At 67.6% G+C, this 22866-nt stretch carries 20 protein-coding genes and 2 tRNA genes; 7 read left to right on the top strand and 15 right to left on the bottom strand.

Features of this window, described 5'->3' with window-relative positions; all coding sequences use genetic code 11:
• Positions 1-369: 369 nt before the first annotated feature.
• From ACGF7Y_RS24410 to ACGF7Y_RS24370, 9 genes are all read right to left on the bottom strand, one after another.
• Complete coding sequence (locus ACGF7Y_RS24410) at positions 370-1311, bottom strand: hypothetical protein (RefSeq protein WP_393236855.1); 942 nt, start codon at positions 1309-1311, stop codon at positions 370-372.
• 53 nt (positions 1312-1364) lie between these two features.
• Positions 1365-3824, bottom strand: coding sequence for a hypothetical protein (locus tag ACGF7Y_RS24405; protein ID WP_393236854.1), 2460 nt, complete (start codon positions 3822-3824; stop codon positions 1365-1367).
• Positions 3824-6349, bottom strand: coding sequence for an ATP-binding protein (locus tag ACGF7Y_RS24400; protein ID WP_393236853.1), 2526 nt, complete (start codon positions 6347-6349; stop codon positions 3824-3826). The genes ACGF7Y_RS24405 and ACGF7Y_RS24400 overlap by 1 nt, the downstream gene beginning before the upstream one ends.
• The gene (locus ACGF7Y_RS24395) at positions 6349-6888 is read right to left on the bottom strand and encodes a hypothetical protein (RefSeq protein ID WP_393236852.1); all 540 of its coding nucleotides are present in this window, start codon (positions 6886-6888) and stop codon (positions 6349-6351) included. Before ACGF7Y_RS24395 ends, ACGF7Y_RS24400 begins: the two co-directional genes overlap by 1 nt.
• Positions 6885-7145 carry a hypothetical protein gene (locus ACGF7Y_RS24390; protein WP_040865441.1) on the bottom strand — a complete coding sequence of 87 codons (261 nt, stop codon included), beginning with the start codon at positions 7143-7145 and terminating at the stop codon, positions 6885-6887. Before ACGF7Y_RS24390 ends, ACGF7Y_RS24395 begins: the two co-directional genes overlap by 4 nt.
• 16 nt (positions 7146-7161) lie before the next feature.
• Positions 7162-8166, bottom strand: a complete 1005-nt coding sequence (locus ACGF7Y_RS24385) for a conjugal transfer protein (RefSeq protein WP_393236851.1) — start codon at positions 8164-8166, stop codon at positions 7162-7164.
• A gap of 67 nt (positions 8167-8233) precedes the next feature.
• Positions 8234-9358 carry a GAF domain-containing protein gene (locus tag ACGF7Y_RS24380; RefSeq protein ID WP_393236850.1) on the bottom strand — a complete coding sequence of 375 codons (1125 nt, stop codon included), beginning with the start codon at positions 9356-9358 and terminating at the stop codon, positions 8234-8236.
• A 377-nt stretch (positions 9359-9735) separates the two neighbouring features.
• Positions 9736-10629 (bottom strand): ROK family protein, encoded by an 894-nt coding sequence (locus ACGF7Y_RS24375; RefSeq protein ID WP_393236849.1) that lies wholly within the window; start codon positions 10627-10629, stop codon positions 9736-9738.
• A gap of 50 nt (positions 10630-10679) precedes the next feature.
• Positions 10680-11132: a hypothetical protein gene (locus tag ACGF7Y_RS24370; RefSeq protein ID WP_393236848.1), complete on the bottom strand. Its 453-nt coding sequence runs from the start codon at positions 11130-11132 to the stop codon at positions 10680-10682.
• 268 nt (positions 11133-11400) lie between these two features.
• Between ACGF7Y_RS24370 and ACGF7Y_RS24365 the strand changes: the two genes are divergently transcribed.
• Complete coding sequence (locus tag ACGF7Y_RS24365) at positions 11401-12123, top strand: MerR family transcriptional regulator (RefSeq protein ID WP_393236847.1); 723 nt, start codon at positions 11401-11403, stop codon at positions 12121-12123.
• Positions 12124-12506: 383 nt separating this feature from the next.
• On the opposite strand, the gene ACGF7Y_RS24360 is transcribed toward ACGF7Y_RS24365, so the two are convergent.
• Both ACGF7Y_RS24360 and ACGF7Y_RS24355 read right to left on the bottom strand, forming a co-directional pair.
• A tRNA-Pro gene (locus ACGF7Y_RS24360) sits at positions 12507-12583 on the bottom strand.
• A 47-nt stretch (positions 12584-12630) separates the two neighbouring features.
• Positions 12631-12704, bottom strand: a tRNA-Gly gene (locus ACGF7Y_RS24355).
• 1052 nt (positions 12705-13756) lie between these two features.
• On the opposite strand from ACGF7Y_RS24355, the gene ACGF7Y_RS24350 reads away from it, so the two are divergent.
• On the top strand, positions 13757-14707 hold the full coding sequence (locus ACGF7Y_RS24350; protein ID WP_040865435.1) for a GGDEF domain-containing protein: 951 nt from the start codon (positions 13757-13759) through the stop codon (positions 14705-14707).
• Between the two features lie 19 nt (positions 14708-14726).
• On the opposite strand, the gene ACGF7Y_RS24345 is transcribed toward ACGF7Y_RS24350, so the two are convergent.
• Entirely contained in the window at positions 14727-15539 is an 813-nt protein-coding gene (locus ACGF7Y_RS24345) for an Fpg/Nei family DNA glycosylase (protein WP_393236846.1), read from the bottom strand.
• 23 nt (positions 15540-15562) lie between these two features.
• Positions 15563-16036, bottom strand: a complete 474-nt coding sequence (locus tag ACGF7Y_RS24340) for a ribose-5-phosphate isomerase (RefSeq protein WP_393236845.1) — start codon at positions 16034-16036, stop codon at positions 15563-15565.
• 177 nt (positions 16037-16213) lie between these two features.
• Between ACGF7Y_RS24340 and ACGF7Y_RS24335 the strand changes: the two genes are divergently transcribed.
• Positions 16214-17320 (top strand): M48 family metallopeptidase, encoded by a 1107-nt coding sequence (locus ACGF7Y_RS24335; RefSeq protein WP_393236844.1) that lies wholly within the window; start codon positions 16214-16216, stop codon positions 17318-17320.
• A gap of 39 nt (positions 17321-17359) precedes the next feature.
• Here the strand turns inward: ACGF7Y_RS24335 and ACGF7Y_RS24330 are convergent, their stop codons facing one another.
• Positions 17360-18001, bottom strand: a complete 642-nt coding sequence (locus tag ACGF7Y_RS24330; protein WP_393236843.1) for a DsbA family protein — start codon at positions 17999-18001, stop codon at positions 17360-17362.
• A 179-nt stretch (positions 18002-18180) separates the two neighbouring features.
• Between ACGF7Y_RS24330 and ACGF7Y_RS24325 the strand changes: the two genes are divergently transcribed.
• From ACGF7Y_RS24325 to ACGF7Y_RS24310, 4 genes are all read left to right on the top strand, one after another.
• The gene (locus ACGF7Y_RS24325) at positions 18181-19413 is read left to right on the top strand and encodes an NAD(P)/FAD-dependent oxidoreductase (RefSeq protein ID WP_393236842.1); all 1233 of its coding nucleotides are present in this window, start codon (positions 18181-18183) and stop codon (positions 19411-19413) included.
• Positions 19414-19522: 109 nt separating this feature from the next.
• Entirely contained in the window at positions 19523-19924 is a 402-nt protein-coding gene (locus ACGF7Y_RS24320; protein WP_174371789.1) for a YciI family protein, read from the top strand.
• On the top strand, positions 19921-21186 hold the full coding sequence (locus ACGF7Y_RS24315) for an RNA polymerase sigma factor (protein ID WP_393236841.1): 1266 nt from the start codon (positions 19921-19923) through the stop codon (positions 21184-21186). The genes ACGF7Y_RS24320 and ACGF7Y_RS24315 overlap by 4 nt, the downstream gene beginning before the upstream one ends.
• Positions 21187-21371: 185 nt before the next feature.
• A complete protein-coding gene (locus ACGF7Y_RS24310) occupies positions 21372-21848 on the top strand; it encodes an NUDIX domain-containing protein (protein WP_393236840.1) in 477 nt (158 codons plus the stop codon).
• Positions 21849-21851: 3 nt separating this feature from the next.
• Here the strand turns inward: ACGF7Y_RS24310 and ACGF7Y_RS24305 are convergent, their stop codons facing one another.
• Positions 21852-22688, bottom strand: coding sequence for a phosphoribosylaminoimidazolesuccinocarboxamide synthase (locus tag ACGF7Y_RS24305; protein ID WP_393236839.1), 837 nt, complete (start codon positions 22686-22688; stop codon positions 21852-21854).
• Positions 22689-22866: the final 178 nt, after the last annotated feature.

Below are 22866 nucleotides of genomic sequence, written 5' to 3'. Positions count from 1 at the left end.
CCACCCGGCACACCCTCACCCGGCACCGCCTGACCCGGCACACCACCCGGCTGAGCAGGAACACCAGCCTGACCAGGCTGCTGACCCGGCACACCGGACGAACCGGGCTGAGACGGAGCACCCGACGGACCCGGGACCCCGGCCTCACCGCCACCGTTCGGCTGACCGGAACCGGTCTGCCCCGGCCCAGGCGACCCGGACTGCCCCGGTCCGGGCGACGGACTGCCCGGCTGACCCGGCAACCCACCCGGCCGCGGCCGCTGCTGATCGGGCCGGTTGGACCACGGCGTCACCGGTCCCGGCGGCGCCTCGGCTTCCTGACCCGCCTCTATCTGTGGCTCTACTTCTGTAGGTGGCATCGTGTGTCCGTCACCTCCCGCTGCCCAGGACCCGCTTCACCCGCACATCATTCGTGCTGGGGATGGGCCGCTCGACGAAACCGCCGTTCGCAGCATCGATAGTGACGAGCGCGGTGCCGCTGACCGCGATGCCGACTTGGGTGGGCGCATTCTTCCGGTAGTTCCAGAAGACCAGGTCGCCGTCCGATACGGCGGAGGGGTCCACTCGTTGACCGCAGGCTCCTTGCGCTGCGATGGTGGTCGGCAGCACGACCACCGTGGCGGCCGAGCTGTCGGACTGCCCGCATGGCCGCGCCGTACCGCTCGGCTGCTGGGCGACGTCCGCTGACGGCGGCTGTTCCACCGGGCCCGCCGTCGCTTCGCACCGACCGCTCGACTGCGCGGCCGACGCCCGATAGATGACCGACCTGGTGAACTCGGCAGCATCCGGCGAACCACTGGCGCTGCCCTGCGCTCCGCCCGCCGATGCTCCGGCTCCGCCCGCCGATGCTCCGGCTCGGCTCGACGGTGCTCCGGCTTGCGCGAGCGCGAGCCGACGCGCGCACTCCGCGCCGATTCCCGAATTGCCCACGAGTAATGGGGGATCTTGGTAAGGGGCGTCCTTCAGCGCAGTGGCACATGCGCGCTGCCAATCGGACACATCGGTGTCGTCCGGTGCGATGGTCAGTTGCGCGTACGGATTCGTCGTGGGAGCGGTGGTCACACCAGCCGCCGGTGCGCCTAGCGCAGTCGGCCGCACCGCTGTCGACGCCCGGGTCGCGGTCGCGGTCTGGGAGGGGTCGGGTCCCACCGCACTGTCGCACTGGTAGTGCAAATCGGAAGCGATCGCCGACGTCGCACCGCCGATGACCAGCACCAGGCCCATGAGGATCACGAACAGGACGCCGACGCCCCCTAGCACCAGCCATATCCAGAACGGCATCAGTACGAATGTTAGGAGACGACCGATCATCGACTGCCTTTCTGTGATCTCTGCCCCGCTGTCTTGCCCTCATCGCGGGGTGATCAGCGGCCGCGCGGGTTTCTGAGGGGATTGAGGATCCTTCCCGGAATCGCGGGCAGCGGCTGTGCGGGGTTCGGCTGTGGGAGCGAGACAGCACCCGTGATATTTCGGCCCGCCTGCCATTGGTCGGTCTGAGCGGCTTTGTCGATTTCGGAACGCAGTACCCGGATCCGCTCGAAGTCGTTGGGATTTTCGGCTACCCAGTTGGTGGCCGCCTGGACCCGCAGCGCATGCTCGTTGGAGATCCAGCTCCTCAACCGGTCCGCTTCGGTTTGATTCAGGTCCCGGCCATTGATCCGCAGCCGCGCGGCGGAAGCGTCCGTGATCGGCCCCTCGGCATGGGCCTGCAGTGCATCAATCCATTGCTTGTGTGGATTGTCGATGTAATCTCTGCCGAGCTGGGCCAGCTCTTCCGAAATGTGCACACCGCCCTGATAATCACCTCGATACCGATCGACGCTGGCCTCCAACCCGTGGAACCTGGCCATCATCATGCCCGGATTCGTATGGAAGTCCCGCTCGAAATGCTTATGCGCGGCGACTACACGGCCGAGGTGCTTCGATGCGAGCGGCTCGTCGTCCGCGTGCCGGATGATATCCGCTCGTGCAATGGTCGCCCGTTGCCCTCTTCCCCAGCTGATACCGGCCATCCGGAGGGCATACTGCACGCTGCCCATCATGCCTGTCGCATGCGCGACATTCTCCGCCGCGAAGGCGGCGGCTCTTTCACTGTTGCGGCGCGCCCCGGACCTCGTTATTCCAACCCGCGCGAAATCGGCGGAGGACACCCGATCGTAGGCGGCACCGTGCGTGGCATTTCTGAGGTCCCGCGAACTCAGGCCCCTCGCCTTATTCTTCTTATCGATATGATCTACCCGCGAGAAGGGGCTCAGCGGGTTGAGACGACCCGCGAACATCCATGCGGTGACCGGCGAGCTGTTGATGGTACTGACCGCGCCGAGCATTGCCAGCGGGGACAACGAGTTGGCCGCGCCGGAGGTGCCCATCCCCAATCCCATACCCAATGCGGCGCCGCCGCCTGCACCCTGTGCAGAACCGCCGCTGTGTATCGCCGCCCCGATGCGGTTGGTCACCCAGTCATTGGCCTCGTCGATATTTCTGCTCAGCCGCCGTACCTGGACGATGGCGACGACCTCGACGCACGCTCCAATGACGAACACGACCATGATCTGGCCATTCGCTGCTCGAAACAGGCTGCCCAGCAGCAGCTCGTATACGCCGAGGGCAATGACGAAGAAGGCCATCTTACCGGCGGCAATGAAGCCGTGGACCACGCATCGGACGGTGAACGTCTGCGTCGGACCGTAGATGTATCCGCCTGCGGCGAACCCGAAGATCGACGCGAACCCATAGTAGATGACGTCGAGTACGGCCCACATGATCTTGAAGGACAAGTACGCGGCGAAGGCCAAGAGAATGACCGCGCACAGCAGCAGCAGCAGTCCGGCCCCGATCTGACCGGGACCCGGATTCTCCACCGCGGCATACGCGGCACCGTCGCCGCAGGACCTCATTCCGTTCTTCACCCGGTCTTCGCTCCCGGACGTCATGCCGGCCGACCACGCCGCTCGACAGGACGGGTTGCTGTCCACGACGTGTCCGAAGTTCCACACCTGTAACGGAAGCCGCACGAAATTGTCCGCGTTGGTCGCTTGCACCGTAGCCACCAACTGGCGCGGATTCGGGTTGTTATTCCCATTCAGACCGGCCGCCACCGAGAGTCCCAGGTCACGTCCTTGCACCAGCCAACCGTGGTCGGACAACGCCTCGGCCAGCGGGTTGGCCAGGAAGAACACGCCCGCGATCGCGAATACTATCATCGTGACGACCTGCGTAACGGCCTTGGCGTACAGGGCGCGAACGATGAAATAGCCGACGAAGAATGCGCCGATCGCCAGCGCCGTCGCCGCCATCAGGGGTGTCGCGATCTGCACAGTCAGGTTCTGGGCCATCGCTCGCAACGGCGCGCTGATCAGGTTCAGCCACCCGAAATCCATTGCTTGACCAGGGAACCAAACCCCTGTTGTCACCGTGACCAGCCAAAGCGCGAACATTGGCGTCAGGATCATCCACAGCGCGAAATTCCCCAGGTTGAACACTCCGCCGTGATCGATCACCAACATATAGCTCGAGACATTGACTCCTTGGGAATCCTTGACATTCATCCAGCTGGTCGCACTGTTGGGTGCCGCGCCCGGCGCAATTGTGCCGGTCTGCGCGATGGATACCGCACCGACGAGACCCGGGAAGACGAACAGCACGAAGAGGGCGATGAGAACCCACGCGGTCCGACGGCGACGGCGGGACGCGGCGATCCAAGCCTGGAATCGCCGGAACAACACCTGCGGTCGCCCACGATCGATGTCCCAGAACTGCGGTTCCCATGGCATCCCGAAGGAAGGCTGATCGGTGCGAATGCGCTGGCGGAAAATAGAGCTCATCAGCGGGCCAATCGCTCCGGTAGGGCCGAACGCGCACCGGCGCCACTGGTCGGAGTGCTCGTAATCGCCGCGGCGCGGTCCGGACGCGCGGGACCCAGAACCTTGCCGCGCCCGATGCGGTTCAGCGCGTCACGCATGAACATCTCGCCTCGGCGCTCCTCGGGGATCTGACGGCCGGGTCCGACCGGAGGCGAGGTCTCTTCGCGAAGAATCTGCAACAGGAAGGGCGCTTCCTCCAGATCGACGCCCAACCACTCCAAACTGTTGCGCGCCAGCGTCTCGTCGCGCTGCCGGAAGACGAACCGGTTCGGAATGAGGTTGTGCGCCGCGCCTTGGAAGTCGGTGGCCGGGTCGTGCGAGGCGAGCCCGATCGCGGCCAGGTGCTTACGGCCGTCGCGGCTGAAGTCGGAAGTGACCGCCGAGCCGACCTGCGTCTGCGTGAAGTGGTGCGCCTCGTCGCCGACCAGGAGGCCGAACCTGCCGTTGTCGGAGAGGAACGCCTCGCGCGCCGCCACGCCGACCAGTTCGTACAGCGCCGTGCCGAGCCGTTTCGTGAGCGGCAACCGGTTGTACAGGTGCGGCGTGGTGAGTTCCTCGGCACTCGGCAGCTGCAGGTTGTGGCTGCGCACGACGGTCGCGGCGGCATCGAGGCGCAGCGGTCGCAACTTGGGGTCGAACAGCACCGGCACCCGCTCCACCACGGTGCCGAGCCGCGCCGCGAGATCAGCGTATTCCTCGCCGCGGTCGGGGTGGTCCCGTAACCGGCGCACGACGTGGTACAGATCGAGCAGACTCTTGATCTTGTGCTCGGCCATGCCTCGGGGCGACAGCAGGTTGCTCACCGCTGCACCCGTGCCGGAGGTCGGCGACAGATCCAGTAACGGCAGAATCGAGTCGAGCGCACGTTCACCCGCGATCCGCGGGGGGAACAACCGCAGCGGATCCAGCGACACCGTGGGATTGGCCAAGTCGATGATGACCGCGTCATCGATCGACCGCGCGAAATGCTCCCACTCGCCGACCTGACTGCGGTCGATCGCGAGGAACTGCCCGCCCATGTCGTGCACGAGCACGGCCATCAGCTTGAGGAAATAGGACTTGCCCGAGCCGAGTTCGCCGGTCACCGCGAACGATGCGGACAGGTCGTGCAGCGCGGCCTCCATGATGCCGAAGTGGATCGGCTCGAAATGCCCCGAAAGCAAGTTGACCCCGATCACCGGCCCGCTGTCGTCACCGATCTGACTGGTGGTGAACGGCACGAAACCGGCCCACATGTCCGAGGGAAGAATATGCGCGAAGTCGTCGAAGGCCCGGCGTGGCTGGCTGCCGGGAACCAGCATCGACCACAGATCGACCTGCGCGCCGACCGGCGCGACCATGTCGACCTGGAACCGCTTGTAGCGGCGCTTGAGCGTGTTGACCGCGTCCATCGTGGCGTCCCGCGACGGCCCGCCGATCGCGATGACGGTGGTGAACGAGACCTCTGATTCGCCGCCGTTGACTTCGAAGTGCTGGTTGTACTCACCGAGCATCTGTGCTTTCGATGCCAGCGTGTTCTGCGCGAACGAGATTTCCTGGTCCCGCTGGTCCATCTGCTCGCCGAGCCTGCGCAAGTTGAGCTCGTTGTTCTTGAGGACTTGCTCGGCGGACTTGGTCGAGATCCGCATCCCCCAGTCGACGGTGACGTCGCCGAGGCCCTCCAGCACGTTCAGGAACTCGCTGCCTCCGGGAAACGTCATGCCCGCGTACGGGAATGAGTGCGGTGTCAGCATGGCCTGGTAGGAGGGACGGTATTCGAAATCCGGCTGCACAACCTTGATCACGGGCACGAACGACGGACGGATACGCCGGTTGCTGTCGGCCTGCGCCCCCTCGTCGAGCGCGGCGGAGCGGAAGACCGCCGCGGTCGCGTCGTCCAGCGCGCCCGCGCGGGTGGGCGCCACCGGGTCCCCGGCCGCGCCGCGCGAAAGGTAGTGCTCCCACAACCATTGGAAAAGGGCGGCGGGCACCGGCTGCGGATCGAAGTCCCCGCCGATTCTGGACAGGATCTCGTTCGCCTTCTCGTCGTAGGCGTCCAGGTCGGCGCGTGCGATCGCCGTCGCGTCGATCGTGGTGGTGCTACCGCGCCACAGGCGCGACAACGCGGACATACTGGAGTTGCTGGCCCCGACGGGGATGGACAGCAGGAAGATGCGGGTCTGCGGCATGATCGCGTGTACGCGCTCGTAGGAGGCGACCACCTCGTCGGCGTAGTCCTCGCACTCGTCCAGGTCGACGCCCTCCACCATCTTGGTGAGCACGTCGATCGTGTTCAGCCGCGCCTGGATGCCCAACAGCAACGATCCGCTCGGCAAGTTGGTGACCAGCGAGTGATGCGCCAGCTTCACGTCGTACTTGTCACTGGCCTTGCGCAAGCCGTAACCGAGCGGATTGATGAAATAGGTCGCGGTGACCAGACCCGAATGGGTGAACTGGAGATTGCCGCGAATCGCCGCGGTGGGCTGTAGATCTCGTCCGAGTGCCATCAGGGGCTTCCTTCGGTGGAGGTACCGTTGCCGTTGTCCTTGCCGTTCAGTCGCCTCCACAGGTCGGTGGCCTTGCCGCTCCCGTTCAGCACCTCGAGCATCCGGATACCGGACTTCGGCTTGGCGGCCACCGCCGCACCGGGGCGGTCGGGCAGCAAGAGGACCACGGTCTCCTCGATGAACAGGGTGTGGCGCACCGAGTCATTGGTGATCGGCATGCCCGAGGCGGACACCGGCTTGCGGTAGACGATGAGCCTGCCCAGCCATAGGGCCCGTGAGGTCATCCGGACGCCGGTGTACGGCACGAGTCCAAGCACGAAAACCGCCAAGATGGTCATGGCCAGACCGGCGATGAAGGTTACGGCCGGGTTGACCGGAAACGTCATGGCGCACACAGACGTCACCGACATCATCGCCACCCCCGCGGCAACCTGGGGCAGGGTGTACGGGCCGAACGGCAGCTTCTGCCCGTTCTGCGCCTTGCCGATCATCGTGGGGACACGTTTGACCGGCGTGAACACCTTGATCACTTGGCTCATCGATAGCCACCGATGGGGTGATCGGGGACGATGAGGTTGGCGTCCGTTCGCGCGTAATTGATGGTCGTGGGCAGAATCCAGATCACCACCCCGGCCATCAGCCCCGATCCGAAGACGACGATGATCCGCGCAGGCGAGAGCCTGGATTTGGCTGCCTCGGAGATCACCACACCGATCGTGACGATGGCGATGATGATCATTCCGCCCCATCGGACAAAGATCAGGACGCCATAGAGGATGTTGCTCAGATTACCCATCGGGCTGCCTCTCGGATCAGTTCTGCGTCGCCGGCGGAATCGTCACCGTCGGCGAGGAAGACGAGGTCGAAGTGGGCGGCGCTGCGCCGCGTGAATCCTGACCGACGACCACCGCGAGCGGACTCGACAGAGCGGGAATCGGATCTATGGACACCACCTGCCACTGGCCCGCGTTGCGGATCATGGTGAGCGGGTATGCCAATGTCGCGGCGGCGCCGGTGTCGGCTTTCGGGTTGACCGTGGCCAGCACTTGAGCCTTCGCACCGCCGGAACCGCAGCTCGAATCGTCCGTGGTGAGCGAGGTCAGCTCGACGGCGGTGTAGGGAGGCGGCTTCAACGCGGCCAGCCCGGCGTCCGGAGTGGTGTAGCGGGCCACGTCGCCGTTTCCGGCCAGCATGGCGTTGAGGAAACCCGCGGCGACCTGGCCGAGCGGCGTGTCCGGTGCGCAGGGCGAGCCGTAGGCCAGCTTGAGATCGACGCCCTTCGCGGGCGGTTCGACCACCGCGGGCATCGACAACGCCCGCAGCCGTCCATCCGACACCGACACCGCGACGCGGTAGAACTGCCGATGTTCCGGCGCGGTGGCGGCGCCGGCTTTGCCGACTCGCACCGACACGGTTACCGACCAGACGTCGACCGCCCCCGTCGAGACCACGCGCGACACATAGGCGACCGACGGGTCGGACACTTGACGCGCGGACGAAGGCAACGTGATCTGCTGATTGGAACCGACGAATTCGCCGATCCGATCCTGTTGCCCCGCAACGGCGGTCAGGTAAGTGACGACGAACTGCTCGGCGAAAGAGCCTGCCAATTGCGCGCGCCCGATAATTGCCGTCGTCGAAGCGTCCGACGGCGGAGGCGGAGGAGAGTCGAAGACACTGAGAATCGCGTGGCCGCCGCCGAGCACGGCGAGTACCGCCAGTACGCCGACCACAATGTTGTCGCGACGGCGGCGGGCGGCCATCCGGCGAAGCAGTGCCTCACCCGAATCTGCCGGTCCACGAACCACTGTCCTCACTCTCGGAATGGTAGAGAGCACAGGGGTTCTCAACCGGCCAGTAGTTCCCAGTCGTGGGAATCAACTGTCAGCAGGCGGGGCTGCTTTTCATCCTGCCCGCCAGCCAATGCCGCAATTGTTCGTCATAGCCGATCGGCGCGCCGCACTGCCGGGGTTCCAGCACCTGGCGATGGGTTTCCAGCAACGGAACATCGTCGGCGACGCGAACCAGTTGCGCGATGGCCAGCTGTCTGCTCGAGTACCCGGGATAGGGGTAGAGCAGTAGCGATGTCGGGGTGTAACCGCCGCCGTAGTTGAGCACCCGCAGGGTCACGCCGGCGCTGTCACCGGAGCGCAGCCGGTCGCCGAGTTCCGCCAGCCGGGGACGGTCATCGGGATGGAACACGTCCACAGGCCGGAAGAGATAGTCCCACCGCACCCATGGCGCGGGATCGGTGAGCCAGTGCGAAATGCTGGTGTGCTCGAGCTGCACCACGGCCAGATGCGTACCCGCCCGGCGGTGCGCCTCGCGCAACCCGATGCGCTCCAAAGTCGGCCACGCCGACGGCGCGTTCTCCGACGTCACGTCCTCGATCAACCACCAGGCACCGCGCGTGCGCTCGTCGTCGCGGGCACGAACGGTGATCCGCCACTGGGCCGGGCGACCGAATCCGTGCATCACCGTGGTGTCGAACTGCATCCGCTCACCGGGCTTGGGGTCGTAGAGCAGATCGAGCATTTCCGCGTGGCGATCGAAGCTCGACACCCGGTGGAACAGTTCGGCGATCGACATACGCGGGACGTATTGTTCCGCGGTGCTGCCCGACAGCCGTGTGATACCGCTCGGCTGCTGAATGGTCTGACTGCTCAGATCCCAGATGGCGCCCACCGCAGGCCGCAACGCGGGTACCCGCTCGGACGCGGGGCCCAGCCACAGCCGCACCGCGTGCACGTCCCCCGCCGGGCCGAAGATCGGACGGATGAGCAGTTGATGCCTTCCCGCCCGCGTCTGGATGGCCAGATCCACGTCCTGTGCTTGGTCGTGCGCGGCATGGATGGCCTCGGTCAATGCCGCGGTCGTGAGCTTGTCGTACAGCGCGGGCATTTTCGACAGCGTTCGCTGCACCACCCGCTGCCAGCTCGCGAACTCACGCGGTGCATCTCCCACCGACGCCACGGACATGCCGTCCGGCGCCAACGTCTCGATAGTCACCCATGGAATCACTGCGCCACTTCGCTTCGCACTTGCCCGACCAGCCGTTCCTCCGGGTCCGCCTCAACCCGGATGAGACATCTTGTGACTCAGGCAATGTACCGTTATTTAGCGGCTCAATCAACCTGCGACCTCGGCCGCCCGTTCTCAAAGTCTGCGGCACGTGCACGCGATACGCGTCGGGGTGTTCATTTTGTTCACGTTAAGTTCCGCCAGAAGCCCTCCTCGACCGGCGCACAGGCAATGGCACATCTGCCGCAAACCGGCATACAAGATCAACGGAAGCCGTCGGCCGACGCTGACAGCATTCACCTGGCAACTTCGTACGAGGGCTTGAACTCGCTCCCGCCCAGCGCATTACGCCACGGTGCGATAGCTCAGGCATTCCTTCCGGAGAGAGCCAGCACACCCGCGCCCATGATCGTCGCGACCGCACCGAGCTGCGAAGGAATGACGCGCAATCCCGGCAGGAAACTCAGCCGAGCGTGCGTGGCCACCGCCTCGCCGAGCGGTTTCCACAGTGCCGGCCCTGCCTCGGCGAGCGGGCCACCGAGCACCACGAGGTCGAGGTCGAGCAGTGCCGCGACCGAGGCGATCGCCCGTCCGAGCGCCGTGCCGGCCCGGCCGAGCGCCGCGGCGGTAATGTCCTCGCCGACGCGGGCGGATTCCAGCAATTCCGGGACCGACGTGCCCGCCCAGCCCTGTTCTCGGGCCCAGCGCACCATGGCCAGGCCACCGGCGACCGCTTCCAGGCACCCGCGGCCGCCGCAGGAGCACCGATCGTCGAAGCCGGGGACCAGGACATGACCTACGTGCCCCGCATTACCGGTGCGCCCCACCAAGACGAAGCCGCCTACCACGACCCCGCCGGTGATGCGATCGGAGATACTCAGCGCCAGGCTGTCCATCACCGTGCTCGTCGCGCCGAAACCTCGCTCCGCCAGCGCCAGGCATACGCCGTCCAGCGCGAGCGGAACCTGCGCTTCCGGGAACAGCTTCCGCGCGGCTCGGACGATTTCGAAACCCGCTCGCCACTCCGGAACCTCGGAGGGGGCGATCACCCCGGCCGCCATATCGATCGGCCCTGCCGAGGCGACGCCGAGGGCGGTGACCTGGTCACCGCCCGCGACCTCGAGCAGCAGCTCCTGGCATCGGTCCCAGGCGCCCGTCGCCGGGATCGGGATCCTCCGGATGTCGTCGGTGTCGACATCGTCGGCGACACGGGTCGCCGCGAAGCCCGACGACCCGATCTCCAATGCCAGGACTGTCATGAGTTACGCACCACCGAACGACTCGACGCGAAAAGCTGCACGCAGCATAGTCACAGGCCGTCGGTGCCGGTCGGCTTGAGTGGCTGCCCGAGTACGATGTGCCGACGAGGCGCGGGAAGCGTGGACACGGTGCGCAGCGGACGCGGTCCGGTGCGGATGATCCGCATGGGGCGCTTGTGGTCGATCGGCGCGGCACGGTGCCGGTCCAGGTTCTCGATGACGCTGCCCGAGTTGTCATAGGCGACACCCGCCCAGATCATCGCGCGGGGACCGTCTCCGCGGGTGGTGAGCGCCTGCGCCAACTGCTGGCACTGCGCGAGCAAGGGGCAGCTCTGACAGGTGCGCACCGCTGCTCGCCAGGCATCCGGATTCCCGGTGTCCATGTCCCAGTTGTCCGGGACGTCGGCGCACGGGGGCCGCTGGTTCGACTTTGCCGGAATCGACGAGACCTTTGCTGATGCAGTGGATCCCGTGTCCATCGGAAGGGTTCGCGTAATGCTCATAGCCATCTCCGGGGATGCCGAGCACACACCTCTGGCAGGTGCGTGGCCCATGGATCGGACGGTCATCAGGGCTGCTCAACAGTCCCCGGAACCCAGCCGCGATAAGCTGGTCTACGCACGGTAGCCCACTGTTGCCCAGCACACAACCTCTTGTACCGCTATGTAACGGCTCGTTGACCTTGAAGCAACGAACAGCTAACCGTCTTTAACGGCACGTTATGAAACGGACCATTTTCCACGGGGGCCCGACTATGGTTTCCTTTTAAACATGGCTGCAGACTCTGAATTCACGATCGACGAACTGGCACGGGCAGCCGACACCACCGTGCGCAGCGTCCGCGTGTACCACGAGCGAGGTCTCCTGCCCTCGCCGGAGGTGCGCGGGCGGATCGGGTACTACGGGTCGGACCATCTCAACCGCCTGCAAACGATCAGCCGCCTGCTGGGGCGGGGCATGAAGCTGAACGGGATCAGGGAGCTGCTGGAAGCCTGGGACCGCGGCGACGGACTTGCCGACGTACTCGGCGTGAAGAACGCGAACGCGGCCGAAGCCGACGCGGAAGCAACCACCGAGCCACAGGACAGCTACGCCGAGTTGCCGGAGTACGCCAAGCAGGCGCTGGCCTCCAGCGAGGACCCGCTCGAGGCCTACCGGGTCACGAATCCCCGGTGCTGCGATCTGGCCACCCGGCTCACCGACACCGGGCTGCCGATGCAGGACACGTTCCAGTTGGTCGAACGGCTGCGCGCCGACTGCGATCGCATCGCCGACCGCTTCGCCACCGAGTTGTTCTTTCGCCTGGCCGGGCAGACCTACGAAGACTCCGCGCGGACCCCGCGGGACCGCACCAAGCTGGAGACCGACCTGGCGATCGCCCGTTTGATCGTCACCCGCGCCACCTCGGAGCTGATCGATCAGGCGTTCGCCCGGCACTCCGAGCTGCCGCCGTCCACGGTGGCCTCCAGCCCACAGGCGCAAGCCGAGCAGTGACGGCGCGGTCGCGAACCGACCGTTCTCCTATTTCCATCCGGCACTGTCGAATACTTACGTAGACATTCGCATTCGGGCCTTTTCGAACCGTGCGCCGGTCGCCGTGGGCGAATGACTCGCAGCACGGATCCGGCGCAGCGAACACAACGCCCGGCGAATCGCTGAACATACCTACGTAGGGTTAGTGCCGGAGAGTTGCCCCGGGATGCCCCGGCGGCGACGCGGCGCCCCACCGCCGACTCCGCGCGTCCATCCTGGCCGTTCTCCCACGCATGCGAAACCCGGTGGGATGCTGAGATGCGGCGTAGGTATACCGATCCGAGAAGACACGGCGGAGCCGCCGCTACCGTCGAGACCGGAGGACGAATCCCGCCCCCGAACGATGGTCGGGGTGACAGGATTTGAACCTGCGACCCTCCGCTCCCAAAGCGGATGCGCTACCAAGCTGCGCTACACCCCGTGGCCCTCGCGGCGGCGGGGCGGCCGCCGACGAGGATGAATGCTCCGTGGAGCGGGTGACGGGAATCGAACCCGCACCATCAGCTTGGAAGGCTGAGGTTCTACCATTGAACTACACCCGCAGGCATACGACACCGATGGGATCGCCACGATGTCGTGTGCGATCCGACTGTACCGAACCCGGCTTCCGAAACGCCAATCAGCCCCCCGCGCAGCGAGATCTCGCAGGTTGCCCGTCGGAGCGCTCCGAGGTTGCCGCGCTCAGTGTCGCACGGCGGGGCCGCCGGCACACGGTGACGCGCTCGACAAAATTTAAAGGTTATTTTTCATTGAAACTCTGGCGTGTCGGATTCCGGTGGGCGAAACTCGAATGACACACTTGTCACCCCAAGAACATCGCTCGAGGGATTTCCGATGAGGACCGCACGACTCGCCGTCACGGCCGACACACTCGGTGTGTCGCCGAGCCACGGCCGCGCGGCCGGGAGCGACTCGACACCGCGCACGCGGGGACCAGGTCCATCCCGCGAACCCTCGGCCGATCGCAGAACACCGCGTCCGCAGGGAGCGTCGGCGCATCGAGCGGCCATCCCGCCCCTCCCGCCGGCGCGCGCCGCACTCCCGGCCGAGGCGGGCTCCGGTGGCGCGGCCCGAAGCGACGGCGTAGGCGACCCGAACCGTATCGACCGGACCACCGCCGGTAAGCGACTACCCTCGGAACACTCGGCACAACCATTCGGAACACGACAGGGAAGACGAGGACGTCGCGTGCGAGAACAGATTCTCGTGAGGCGGGCGGCGCCCGGCCGGACCGGACCGTCGCCGTTGCTCGCGTGCCTTTCCCCGCACACCTCCCGCAGCGTGTCGCCAGCGCGTCGCGGCGCGATTTTGCAGCGAACGCGAATCGGGTGTAACACCAACGCGACGGGAACGATCACATACCCGATCGCTGTTCGCGAGGCATCGAGAACACGTTGCAAATCAGCGCTTTTCGATGCCGAGTGGCTTGCTAGGATCCTTTTTGCCGGACGGGGGTATCTGGAAAGGGGGCGGTGAGCGTGCGCCGAACCAGGTGGACACAACCGCGTAGCAGTGGGAACGATCAGGGTGACGCCGGCACCTGTGTGACTACAGGGCACCTGGGTACCGACGTCACTCACACCGGGTGAGTCCGATGTCGACCGACATCGAGCCCCCGGTAGCCGCCATGGCCCGCGCCTGGGCCCGTGCGGTCTGCGCCGAGCCCGGTTCGGGCGCGGCGCCCCAGCACTTGGAACCGGTGCTGATCGAGATCGTCGAGCGCTTGCTCAGGCTCGCCAGGTCCGAGCCGTTCCCGGTGCCCGAAGCGCGGATGCTCGGTGCCCGGCTCGCCGAAGCGCCGTTCGACCGGATCCGGATGCTGGCGCAGGCCACGCGTTGGCTGCTCGGTTTCCCCTCCGGCGCGCCCGGTTCCCTGGTGGCCACCCGCTGGCCGTTCATCGCCAGCCAGGCCATCGACAGTTACGCCCAGGCGCTGCAGGAGCGCGCCCTCGCCCAACAGGAGCAGAACCTGTCGGCCAAGGTGTCGCTGCGGGTGCAGGAGATCGCCGCCTTGCAGCACCGGCTGCGCCACGAGGCCACCCACGACGCGCTCACCGACCTGGCCAACCGGACGCTGCTGCAGGACAAGGTGCGGCTGATGGCCACCGACCCCACCCGCGGGGTCGGACTGCTGCTGATCGACCTCGACCGGTTCAAGCAGATCAACGACGGATACGGACATGCGATCGGCGACGAGGTGCTCGTCGAACTGGCCGGCAGGCTGCGCGAAGCCTGCCCCCCGGACACGGTGATCTGCCGGTACGGCGGCGACGAGTTCGTGCTCGCGACCAACCCCCGCCACAACAACCTCGGCGATCTCGCGCATCGGATCGTGGCCGCCCTGCGTGACCCGGTCTGGTCGTCGGCGGGGCCGGTGCCCGTATCCGCCAGCGTCGGCACCGCCTACAGCCCGCCGGGCAGCCCGATCGATTTCACCGACCTGCTGCGCCGCGCCGACCGCGCTATGTACTCCGCCAAGACGGCGGGCGGTCGCCGCTTCGCCCTCGCGGACGAGCCGGACATCGACACCGCCGTCGCTGGCTGAGCCGCACCGACCGGCCGGGTCAGCCGGGCTGACAGGTGGGACACCAGAAGAGATTCCTGGCCTCCATCACCTGATGGGCGATCGGGGTCCCGCACAGCCGGCACGGGGCGCCCTGGCGGCGATAGACGTAGGTGCGCGGACGATCCTTGGCGTACGACGGCTCGCCGTGATCGTGTTCGGGCCGCACCACGACCATCTTGCCGACGCGCACCCCCACCCGCATGAGCGCGACGAGATCCGACCACATCTGCGCCCATTCGCCCGCGGACAGCCCCGTGCCGGGGCGGTGCGGCGAGATCCGATGCCGGAAGAGCAGTTCCGCGCGATAGACGTTACCGACCCCGGCGACCACCTGCTGGTCCATCAGCAGCGCGCCGATCGGCCTGCGGGAACGCTGGATGCGCCGCCATGCCCGGTCGGGGTCGGCGCCGCGCCGCAGCGGGTCCGGGCCGAGCCGGTCGGTGAGCGCCGCCACCTCCGATGGCAGCAGGATCTCGCACGCGGTGGGCCCGCGCAGGTCGGTGCCGAAGCCCGGCTGCCCGTCCTGGCCCCCGAACATGCGCATCCGGACCTGGCCGACCGGCTCACCCATCGGCAGCGCGGATTCGGTGAAGGTGCCGTACAAGCCGAGATGCACGTGCACGACCAGGCCCGAGTCGTAGTGGTGCAGCAGATGTTTGCCCCACGCCTCGGATTTCGTCAGCACCTGCCCGTCCACCCGGGCCGCGCCCGCGGCGAACTTGCCCTGCGGGCTCGACACCCGCACCACACCGCCCGCGAGTCGCCGCTGATGCAGCCGCGCGAGGCGGTGCAGCGTATGTCCTTCCGGCACAGCCCGTTACGACCTCGGTGCGCTCAGTACGCGGGGACCGCGGGGGCGACGCCGGTCTTCTCGTACTCGGCCAGGATGTCGATGCGCCGCTGATGACGCTCCTCGTCCGACCACGGGGTGGACACGAAGGCGTCCACGATGGCCAGCGCTTCCTCGGTCGAGTGCATGCGGCCGCCGATACCGACCAGTTGCGCGTTGTTGTGCTCGCGGGCCAGCTTCGCGGTCTCCACGCTCCAGGCAAGCGCGCAGCGGGCACCGGGCACCTTGTTCGCGGCGATCTGCTCGCCGTTGCCGCTGCCGCCGAACACCAGGCCGAGGCTGCCCGGATCGGCCACCGTCCGGCGGGCCGCCTCGATGCAGAAGGCGGGGTAGTCGTCGAGCGCGTCGTACTCGAGCGCACCGCAGTCGACGACCTCGTGATTCGCCTGCTCCAGATGGGCCTTGACAAGATTCTTCAATTCGAAACCGGCATGATCGGCACCCAGGTAAACGCGCATGGCAGGCATTGTGTCAGGCGGCCGCCGCGCGGGCGGCAAGAGGGCATCCCCCGCGATTAACACCGGGACGGGCCTGCGCGAATCGAGTGATACGCCAGTTGTGTTGGCGGGCCACAGGGCCCGGTGACACGACCGACGCGCCAGCCCCGTTCCCGGCAACTGAATAGAGTTCATCCCATGCAGCCGTTCGAACCCCAGCCGCCCGACCAGGCGGGCCGACAGGCCGACCCGTATGCCCCGCAGGGCGGGTGGGTCTCGGCTCAGGACACGCCCGCCGCACCCTACGGACGGCCGTATACCTCGGGCTCTTACCCGGCCGCTCCCCCCGCGTACCCAGCGCCGTACGGGTCCTACCCCGGCGCTCCGATGCCGCCTCCCGCGCCGCCGCAGCGGCAGCCTCGCGGTCTGTCGCCCTTCGGCATGCCCGCCCGGCACAGCTGGGAGATCCCGATGCTCGTCGTCGTGGTGGTGCTGACCGTGTTCGCGTACCTGATCGCGCTCGCGCTGCTCGCCACCGGAAACTTCGACCAGTACGTCCTGGCGTTCGCGGCCGCTCCGCTGCTGCTGTGGTTCGGCCGCGGCGTCAACTACGCGGGCCAGCGGGTCAACGGCGTGCGGATGTCGCCGACCCAGTTCCCAGAGGGCTACCAGATGGTGGTGGACGCCGCCGCCCGCTTCGGCATGGCGAAGGTGCCGGACGCGTACGTGGTGCTCGGCAACGGCCAGATCAACGCGTTCGCCAGCGGCCACGGCTTCCGGCGCTACGTGGTGGTCTACAGCGACTTGTTCGAGATCGGCGGCGCCGCGCGCGAACCAGACGCACTGGCGTTCATCATCGGGCACGAAGTCGGCCACATCGCGGCGGGGCACACGTCGTATTGGCGGCAGCTGGGCATGTTCCTCGTGCCGTTCCTGCCGATCATCGGCAGCAGCCTGATCCGCGCGCAGGAGTACACCGCCGACAACCACGGTTTCTGCAATCGCCACACCGGGGCGTCCGCCGCCATGGGCACCCTGGCCGCGGGCAAGTACATGAACAGGCTGGTCGGCTTCGACGAGATGGCCGACCGGGCGGTCGTCGAGAAGGGATTCTTCGTCTGGATGGTGAACGCCCTGTCCAGCCATCCGGTGCTCACCTGGCGGATGTGGGCGCTGCGCGACCGCAGCAAGCACGGGAAGCTGTTCCTGCGTCCGGCGCCGCCCGTGGGCACGAGCGTGCCCGCGGGCGGCTACGCGAGCTCCTACGGTCAGCTACCGGCGAGCCCACCGAAGTCCGTGCTGTGACGATGCGCGGGCGCCGCACGTCGGCACCCGCGCACGTGCTCAGTCGAACGACGGATCTTCCGTCCGCGTGCGCTTCAGCTCGAAGAAGTGCGGGTAGGACGCCAGCGCCACGGCGCCGTCCCAGACCTTGCCCGCCTCCTCGCCGCGCGGGATCCGGGACAGGACCGGGCCGAAGAACGCGGTCCCGTTGATGTGGATGGTCGGGGTGCCGACGTCCGGCCCCACCTTGTCCATACCCGCGTGGTGGCTCTTGCGCAGCGCCTCGTCGTAGTCGGTGCTCTCGGCGGCCGCGGCCAACTCGGCGGGCAGGCCCACCTCGGCGAGCGAGTCGGCGATCACCGCGGCGAGGGACTCCTTGCGGCTCTCGCGTTCGTACTCGGCACGCCGGTTGTGGATGCGCGTGCCCATCGCGGTGTACAGCGGCAACAGGACCTTGTCGCCGTGCTCCTGCGCCGCGGCGATCGCGACGCGGACCGGACCCCAACCCGTGGCGAGCATTTCCTGGTACTGCGGGGGCACGTCCTTGCCCTCGTTCAGCACCGACAGGCTCATCACGTGGAAGCGGGCTTCGATGTCACGTACCTGCTCGACCTCGAGAATCCAGCGGGACGTGATCCAACACCACGGGCACAGCGGGTCGAACCAGAAATCGGCGACGTCCTTGGTGGCTTTGTCGGTCACGGGCGGCTTCCTCTCGATCACATCTGGACGGACGGCGGACACACTCGGCCGCCCTACCGAGCAACCACGGCGGCTCGCGATTCGTTCCCATCCGCGGGGCCGTTTTCCCCAGCGACGCGCACGGCTGCCAGTAGGGTTGGTCGGCAGGAGCTTGGTTCCCTTCGGAGAAGGAGTCCGCGATGAGTTCTGACCGGCGTTTCGTCATCGTCGGCGGCGGGCTGGGCGCGGCCAAGCTCGCGGAAACGTTGCGCGCCAAGGACTTCGACGGAACCGTTACGCTGATCGGGGCCGAGGAGCACTTGCCCTACGAGCGGCCGCCGCTGTCGAAGGAGCACCTCGCGGGGAAGAAGTCGCTGCCCGAGTTCACCGTCGCTCCCGCGCAGTGGTACCGCGACCACCACGTCGAGGTCCGCCTCGGCACCACCGTCACCGGACTCGACCCCGCGGCGAAGACGATCACCCTGCCCGACGATTCCACCCTGCCCTACGACAAGCTCGCACTCGCCACCGGTTCGACGCCGCGGACGCTGCCGGTTCCCGGCGCGGACGCGCCCAACGTGTACACGTTGCGGACCATCGAGGATTCCGACACCTTGATCGAACTGTTCGGCAGCGCGCGCCGGATCGTCATCATCGGAGCGGGCTGGATCGGCCTGGAGGTCGCGGCGGCAGCGCGCTCGGCCGGGGTCGCGGTGACCGTCGTCGAACGCGCCGACCTACCGCTGCTGGCGGTGCTCGGCCCGGAGATGGCCCAGGTCTTCGCCGACCTGCACCGCGCCAACGGTGTCGATTTCCGCTTCGGCGCTCAGGTCGACGCGATCACCACCGAGGAGGCCATCGCCACCGACGTCGCCAACGGCGTCCGGCTCGCGGACGGCAGCACGATCGAAGCCGACGCGATACTGGTCGCCGTCGGCGCGCGACCGAACGTCGATCTGGCCGCCGATAGCGGGCTCGCGGTGGACGACGGCGTGCTCGTCGACGAACACCTGGCCACCAGCGATCGGGATATCGTCGCGGTCGGTGACATCGCGGCGCAGCAGCACCCGGTCCTCGACCGGCGGATCCGGGTGGAGCACTGGGCGAACGCACTCAACCAACCCGCGGTCGCCGCCGCGACCATGCTCGGCGAGCAGGCCGTCTACGACCGGCTGCCCTACTTCTTCACCGATCAGTACGACCTGGGCATGGAGTACACCGGGTTCGCCGCACCGGGTGAATACGCCAGGGTCGTCGTGCGCGGCGATCCGTCGGCGCGCGAGTTCGTGGCGTTCTGGCTGGACTCCGGCAACCGGGTGCTCGCCGGGATGAACGTGAACGTCTGGGACGTGACCGACCGGATCAAGGAACTGATTCTCGCGGGCGATCCGGTCGACCCGGACCGGCTGGCCGACACCAATACCAAGCTGTGACGTGGATCACCGACAGGTTGTGTCGAATCCGCGCGCGGGCCTCCGACCTGCTTGCGAGCGCCACCGGGGCGCTCCACGCGGCCGGAGGCCGGAAAAGAGGACACGAACCGTGAAGTACATGCTGCTGAAGACCTACGGGCCTACCGCGTACTGCGACACACCGATCAACGAATGGTCCCCGGAAGAAATCCGAGCGCACATAGACTTCCAGCGCGCGCTGGGTGCGCAGCTGGCCGAGGCGGGCGAGCTGGTGGACGCGCAGGGGTTGGCCGGGCCGGACGAGGCACGGATCGTCAATTCCGACGGCCGGTCGGCGCCGGTGGTCACCGACGGGCCTTTCCCGGAGACCAAGGAGTTCCTGGCCGGGTACTGGATCGTCGACGTGGACAGCCCCGAACGGGCCTACGAGATCGCCGCGCAGGCCTCCGCCGCACCCGGTCCGGGCGGTAAACCGATTGGCGAGTACATCGAAGTTCGCGCGGTGATGGGCGCCCCCGCCACCGAGCAATGAGCGACCGGCGTGCGGTGCCCGACGACACACCGCTCCCGGCGAGCACCGAGGACCTGCTGCGCGCACTGGCGCCGCAGGTCCTCGGAACGCTCCTGCGCCGCTTCGGCGACTTCGACACCGCAGAGGACGCGTTACAGGAAGCGCTGCTGGCCGCCGCGACCCAGTGGCCGAAGGAGGGCTTGCCGGACAATCCACGGGCCTGGCTGATCCAGGTCGCGCAGCGCCGCATGGCCGACGCCGTGCGCGCGGAGGTGGCCCGGCGGCGCAGGGAGACCACCGCCTTCGACCGCGAGGTGACCGACGCCGTCCCAGTGGACCACGACGACACGCTCACGATGCTGTTCCTGTGCTGCCATCCGGCACTGTCGCCCGCCGCCGCCATCGCGTTGACGCTGCGCGCGGTGGGTGGCCTGGGCACCGACCAGATCGCCCGCGCCTTCCTGCTGCCGGAAGCGACGATGGCGCAGCGGATCACCCGGGCGAAGAAGAAACTGGCCACGGTCGAGCGGCCCTTCGCGCAGCCGGGTGACCAGCGATGGCGGGAGCGGCTCGGCACGGTCCTGCACGTGCTGTACCTGATCTTCAACGAAGGCCACACCAGCAGCTCGGGGCACACCCTGCAGCGGACGGACCTGTCCGACGAGGCGCTCCGGCTCACCAGGGCGGTGCACCGGCTGCTGCCCGAAGACCCCGAGGTCACCGGCCTGCTCGCATTGATGCTGCTCACCGACGCCCGGCGCGCGGCACGCACCGGTCCCCACGGCGAGCTCATTCCGCTGGCCGAGCAGGATCGCGCGCTGTGGAACCGGGCGCTGATCACCGAAGGAACGACTCTCGTCACCGGCACGCTCGCCGGCGGCCTGCGTGGCCCCTATCAGATCCAGGCGGCCATCGCGGTCCTGCACGCACAGGCCGCGCGTGCCGAGGCCACCGAGTGGGCCAAGATCCTGGCGCTGTACGACCGGCTCGAACAGCTCTCGGACAATCCTATGGTGACGCTCAACCGGGCGGTGGCGACGGCGATGGTGGCGGGGCCGCAAGCCGGTCTCGCGCTGGCCGAGGCCCTCGACGACCGGCTGCCGGGGACCCACCGGCTCGACGCCGTACGCGGCCACCTGCACGAGATGGCCGGTGCGGTGGACGCGGCTATCGGTTGCTACACCAAAGCCGCCGCCCGCACGACGAGCGTCCCCGAGCGCGACTACCTCACGATCCGCGCGGCACGGCTGCGCCAGGAAACGCGGGCGAATGTCGCCGGGTGAGGCGGATGTCGAGGCTTCGCGCATCCACGGTCTGCGTCGTGCAATCCGGGCGGCTCGACATGCGAGCGGTCCGAAGCCTGCGGGCGGCGACGACGGGGCGATCGCCGCGTAACGGCTGCTCCGGCGACGCGCCCGGCAGAACGGCCGAGGAGGCTCGGCCGAGCGCGACCGGGAAGACTACGCGTGTGGCAGGCAGACACAGTGCGGGAGTCCTTCTCTTCCGCCGGAACTCCGACGGCGCCGTCGAGGTGTTGCTCGGGCACATGGGTGGTCCGTTCTGGGCGCGAAAAGACCTGGGCGCATGGTCGATTCCGAAGGGCGAGTACGAACCGGAGACGGAGGACGCGCGAGCCGCGGCGAGCCGCGAGTTCACCGAGGAACTCGGCCTTCCGGTCCCGGACGGCACGTGGCGGCCGCTGGGCGAGATGCGCTACAGCAGCGGTAAGAAGGTTCTCACCGCCTGGGCCGTGGAAGGCGATCTCGACCCCGCCGCCGTGGCGCCGGGAACCTTCGAACTGGAATGGCCGCCGCGCTCCGGCCGGTACGCGCAGTTCCCGGAGATCGATCGCGCGGAATGGTTCGACACGGCCACCGCGCGCGACAAACTGGTGGCAGGCCAGCGGCCCTGTCTGGACCGGCTGGCCGAGCTGCTCACCGACTGAGCGTTATCGCGGCACGCCCGGCCAGGTCCGGCCGGTGATGAGTTCGTAGGCCTCGACATACTTCTCGCGCGTCGCCGCGACGACATCGGCCGGGATCTCCGGGCCGGGCGCCTCCTTGTTCCAGCCCGTTGAGGTGGACCAGTCGCGAACGAACTGCTTGTCGAACGAACGTTGCGCGCGGCCCGGCTCCCACTCGTCGGCGGGCCAGAAACGCGAGGAATCGGACGTGAGCACTTCGTCGCCGAGGGTGAGCACGTCACCGTCCCAGCCGAATTCCACCTTGGTGTCGGCGACGATGACACCCCGTTCGGCGGCGTGCGCGGCCCCGCGGGTGTAGAGGTGCAGGGTCAGCTCGCGCAGCCGCTCGGCGACCTCGCGCCCCTCCTGGTTCACCACGTCCGCGAAGGTGATCGGCTCGTCGTGTCCCTCGGACGCTTTGGTGGTCGGTGTGAAGATCGGCTCCGGCAGCTGGTCGCCCTCGCGCAGTCCGGGCGGCAGCGCGACCCCGGACACCGAGCCCGTCCGCCGGTATTCCACCAGCCCCGACCCGGTCAGGTAACCGCGCGCGATGCACTCCACCTGAACCATCTTCAACGGCTTGACCCGGATGCCGCGACCGGCGAACTCGGCGGGCACGTCGGTCGCGGAGACCACGTGGTTGGGCACGTCGGTGAAGTACTCGAACCACCAGTTCGACAGTTGCGTCAGCAGTGCGCCCTTGTCGGGGATCGGCGTCGGCAGCACCACGTCGTACACCGACACCCGGTCGGAGGCGACCAGCAGCAGCGTGTCGTCGTCCTCGTACAGGTCACGCACCTTCCCGGCGTGCACATGCTTCAACGTCGAGCCTCCGAATCCGTGGTGGTGAACCTGTGCTGTACCAGGCACAATACCGCCGCCCCGCAGCACGGCCGTCGCGCCGCCCGCGTCACACCGCCGTCCCGGCGCGCAGGAAGGCCCGATCATCGAGGTTTGTCGGGAAAGTCCCGCGCGGCCCGCTACGCCGAGGTGGCATTGT

The organism is Nocardia sp. NPDC047654, from assembly GCF_043205035.1.
GTDB lineage: Bacteria > Actinomycetota > Actinomycetes > Mycobacteriales > Mycobacteriaceae > Nocardia.
The sequence above is the reverse complement of the archived record's forward strand: the minus strand, read 5'-3'. Positions and strand labels throughout refer to the sequence as shown.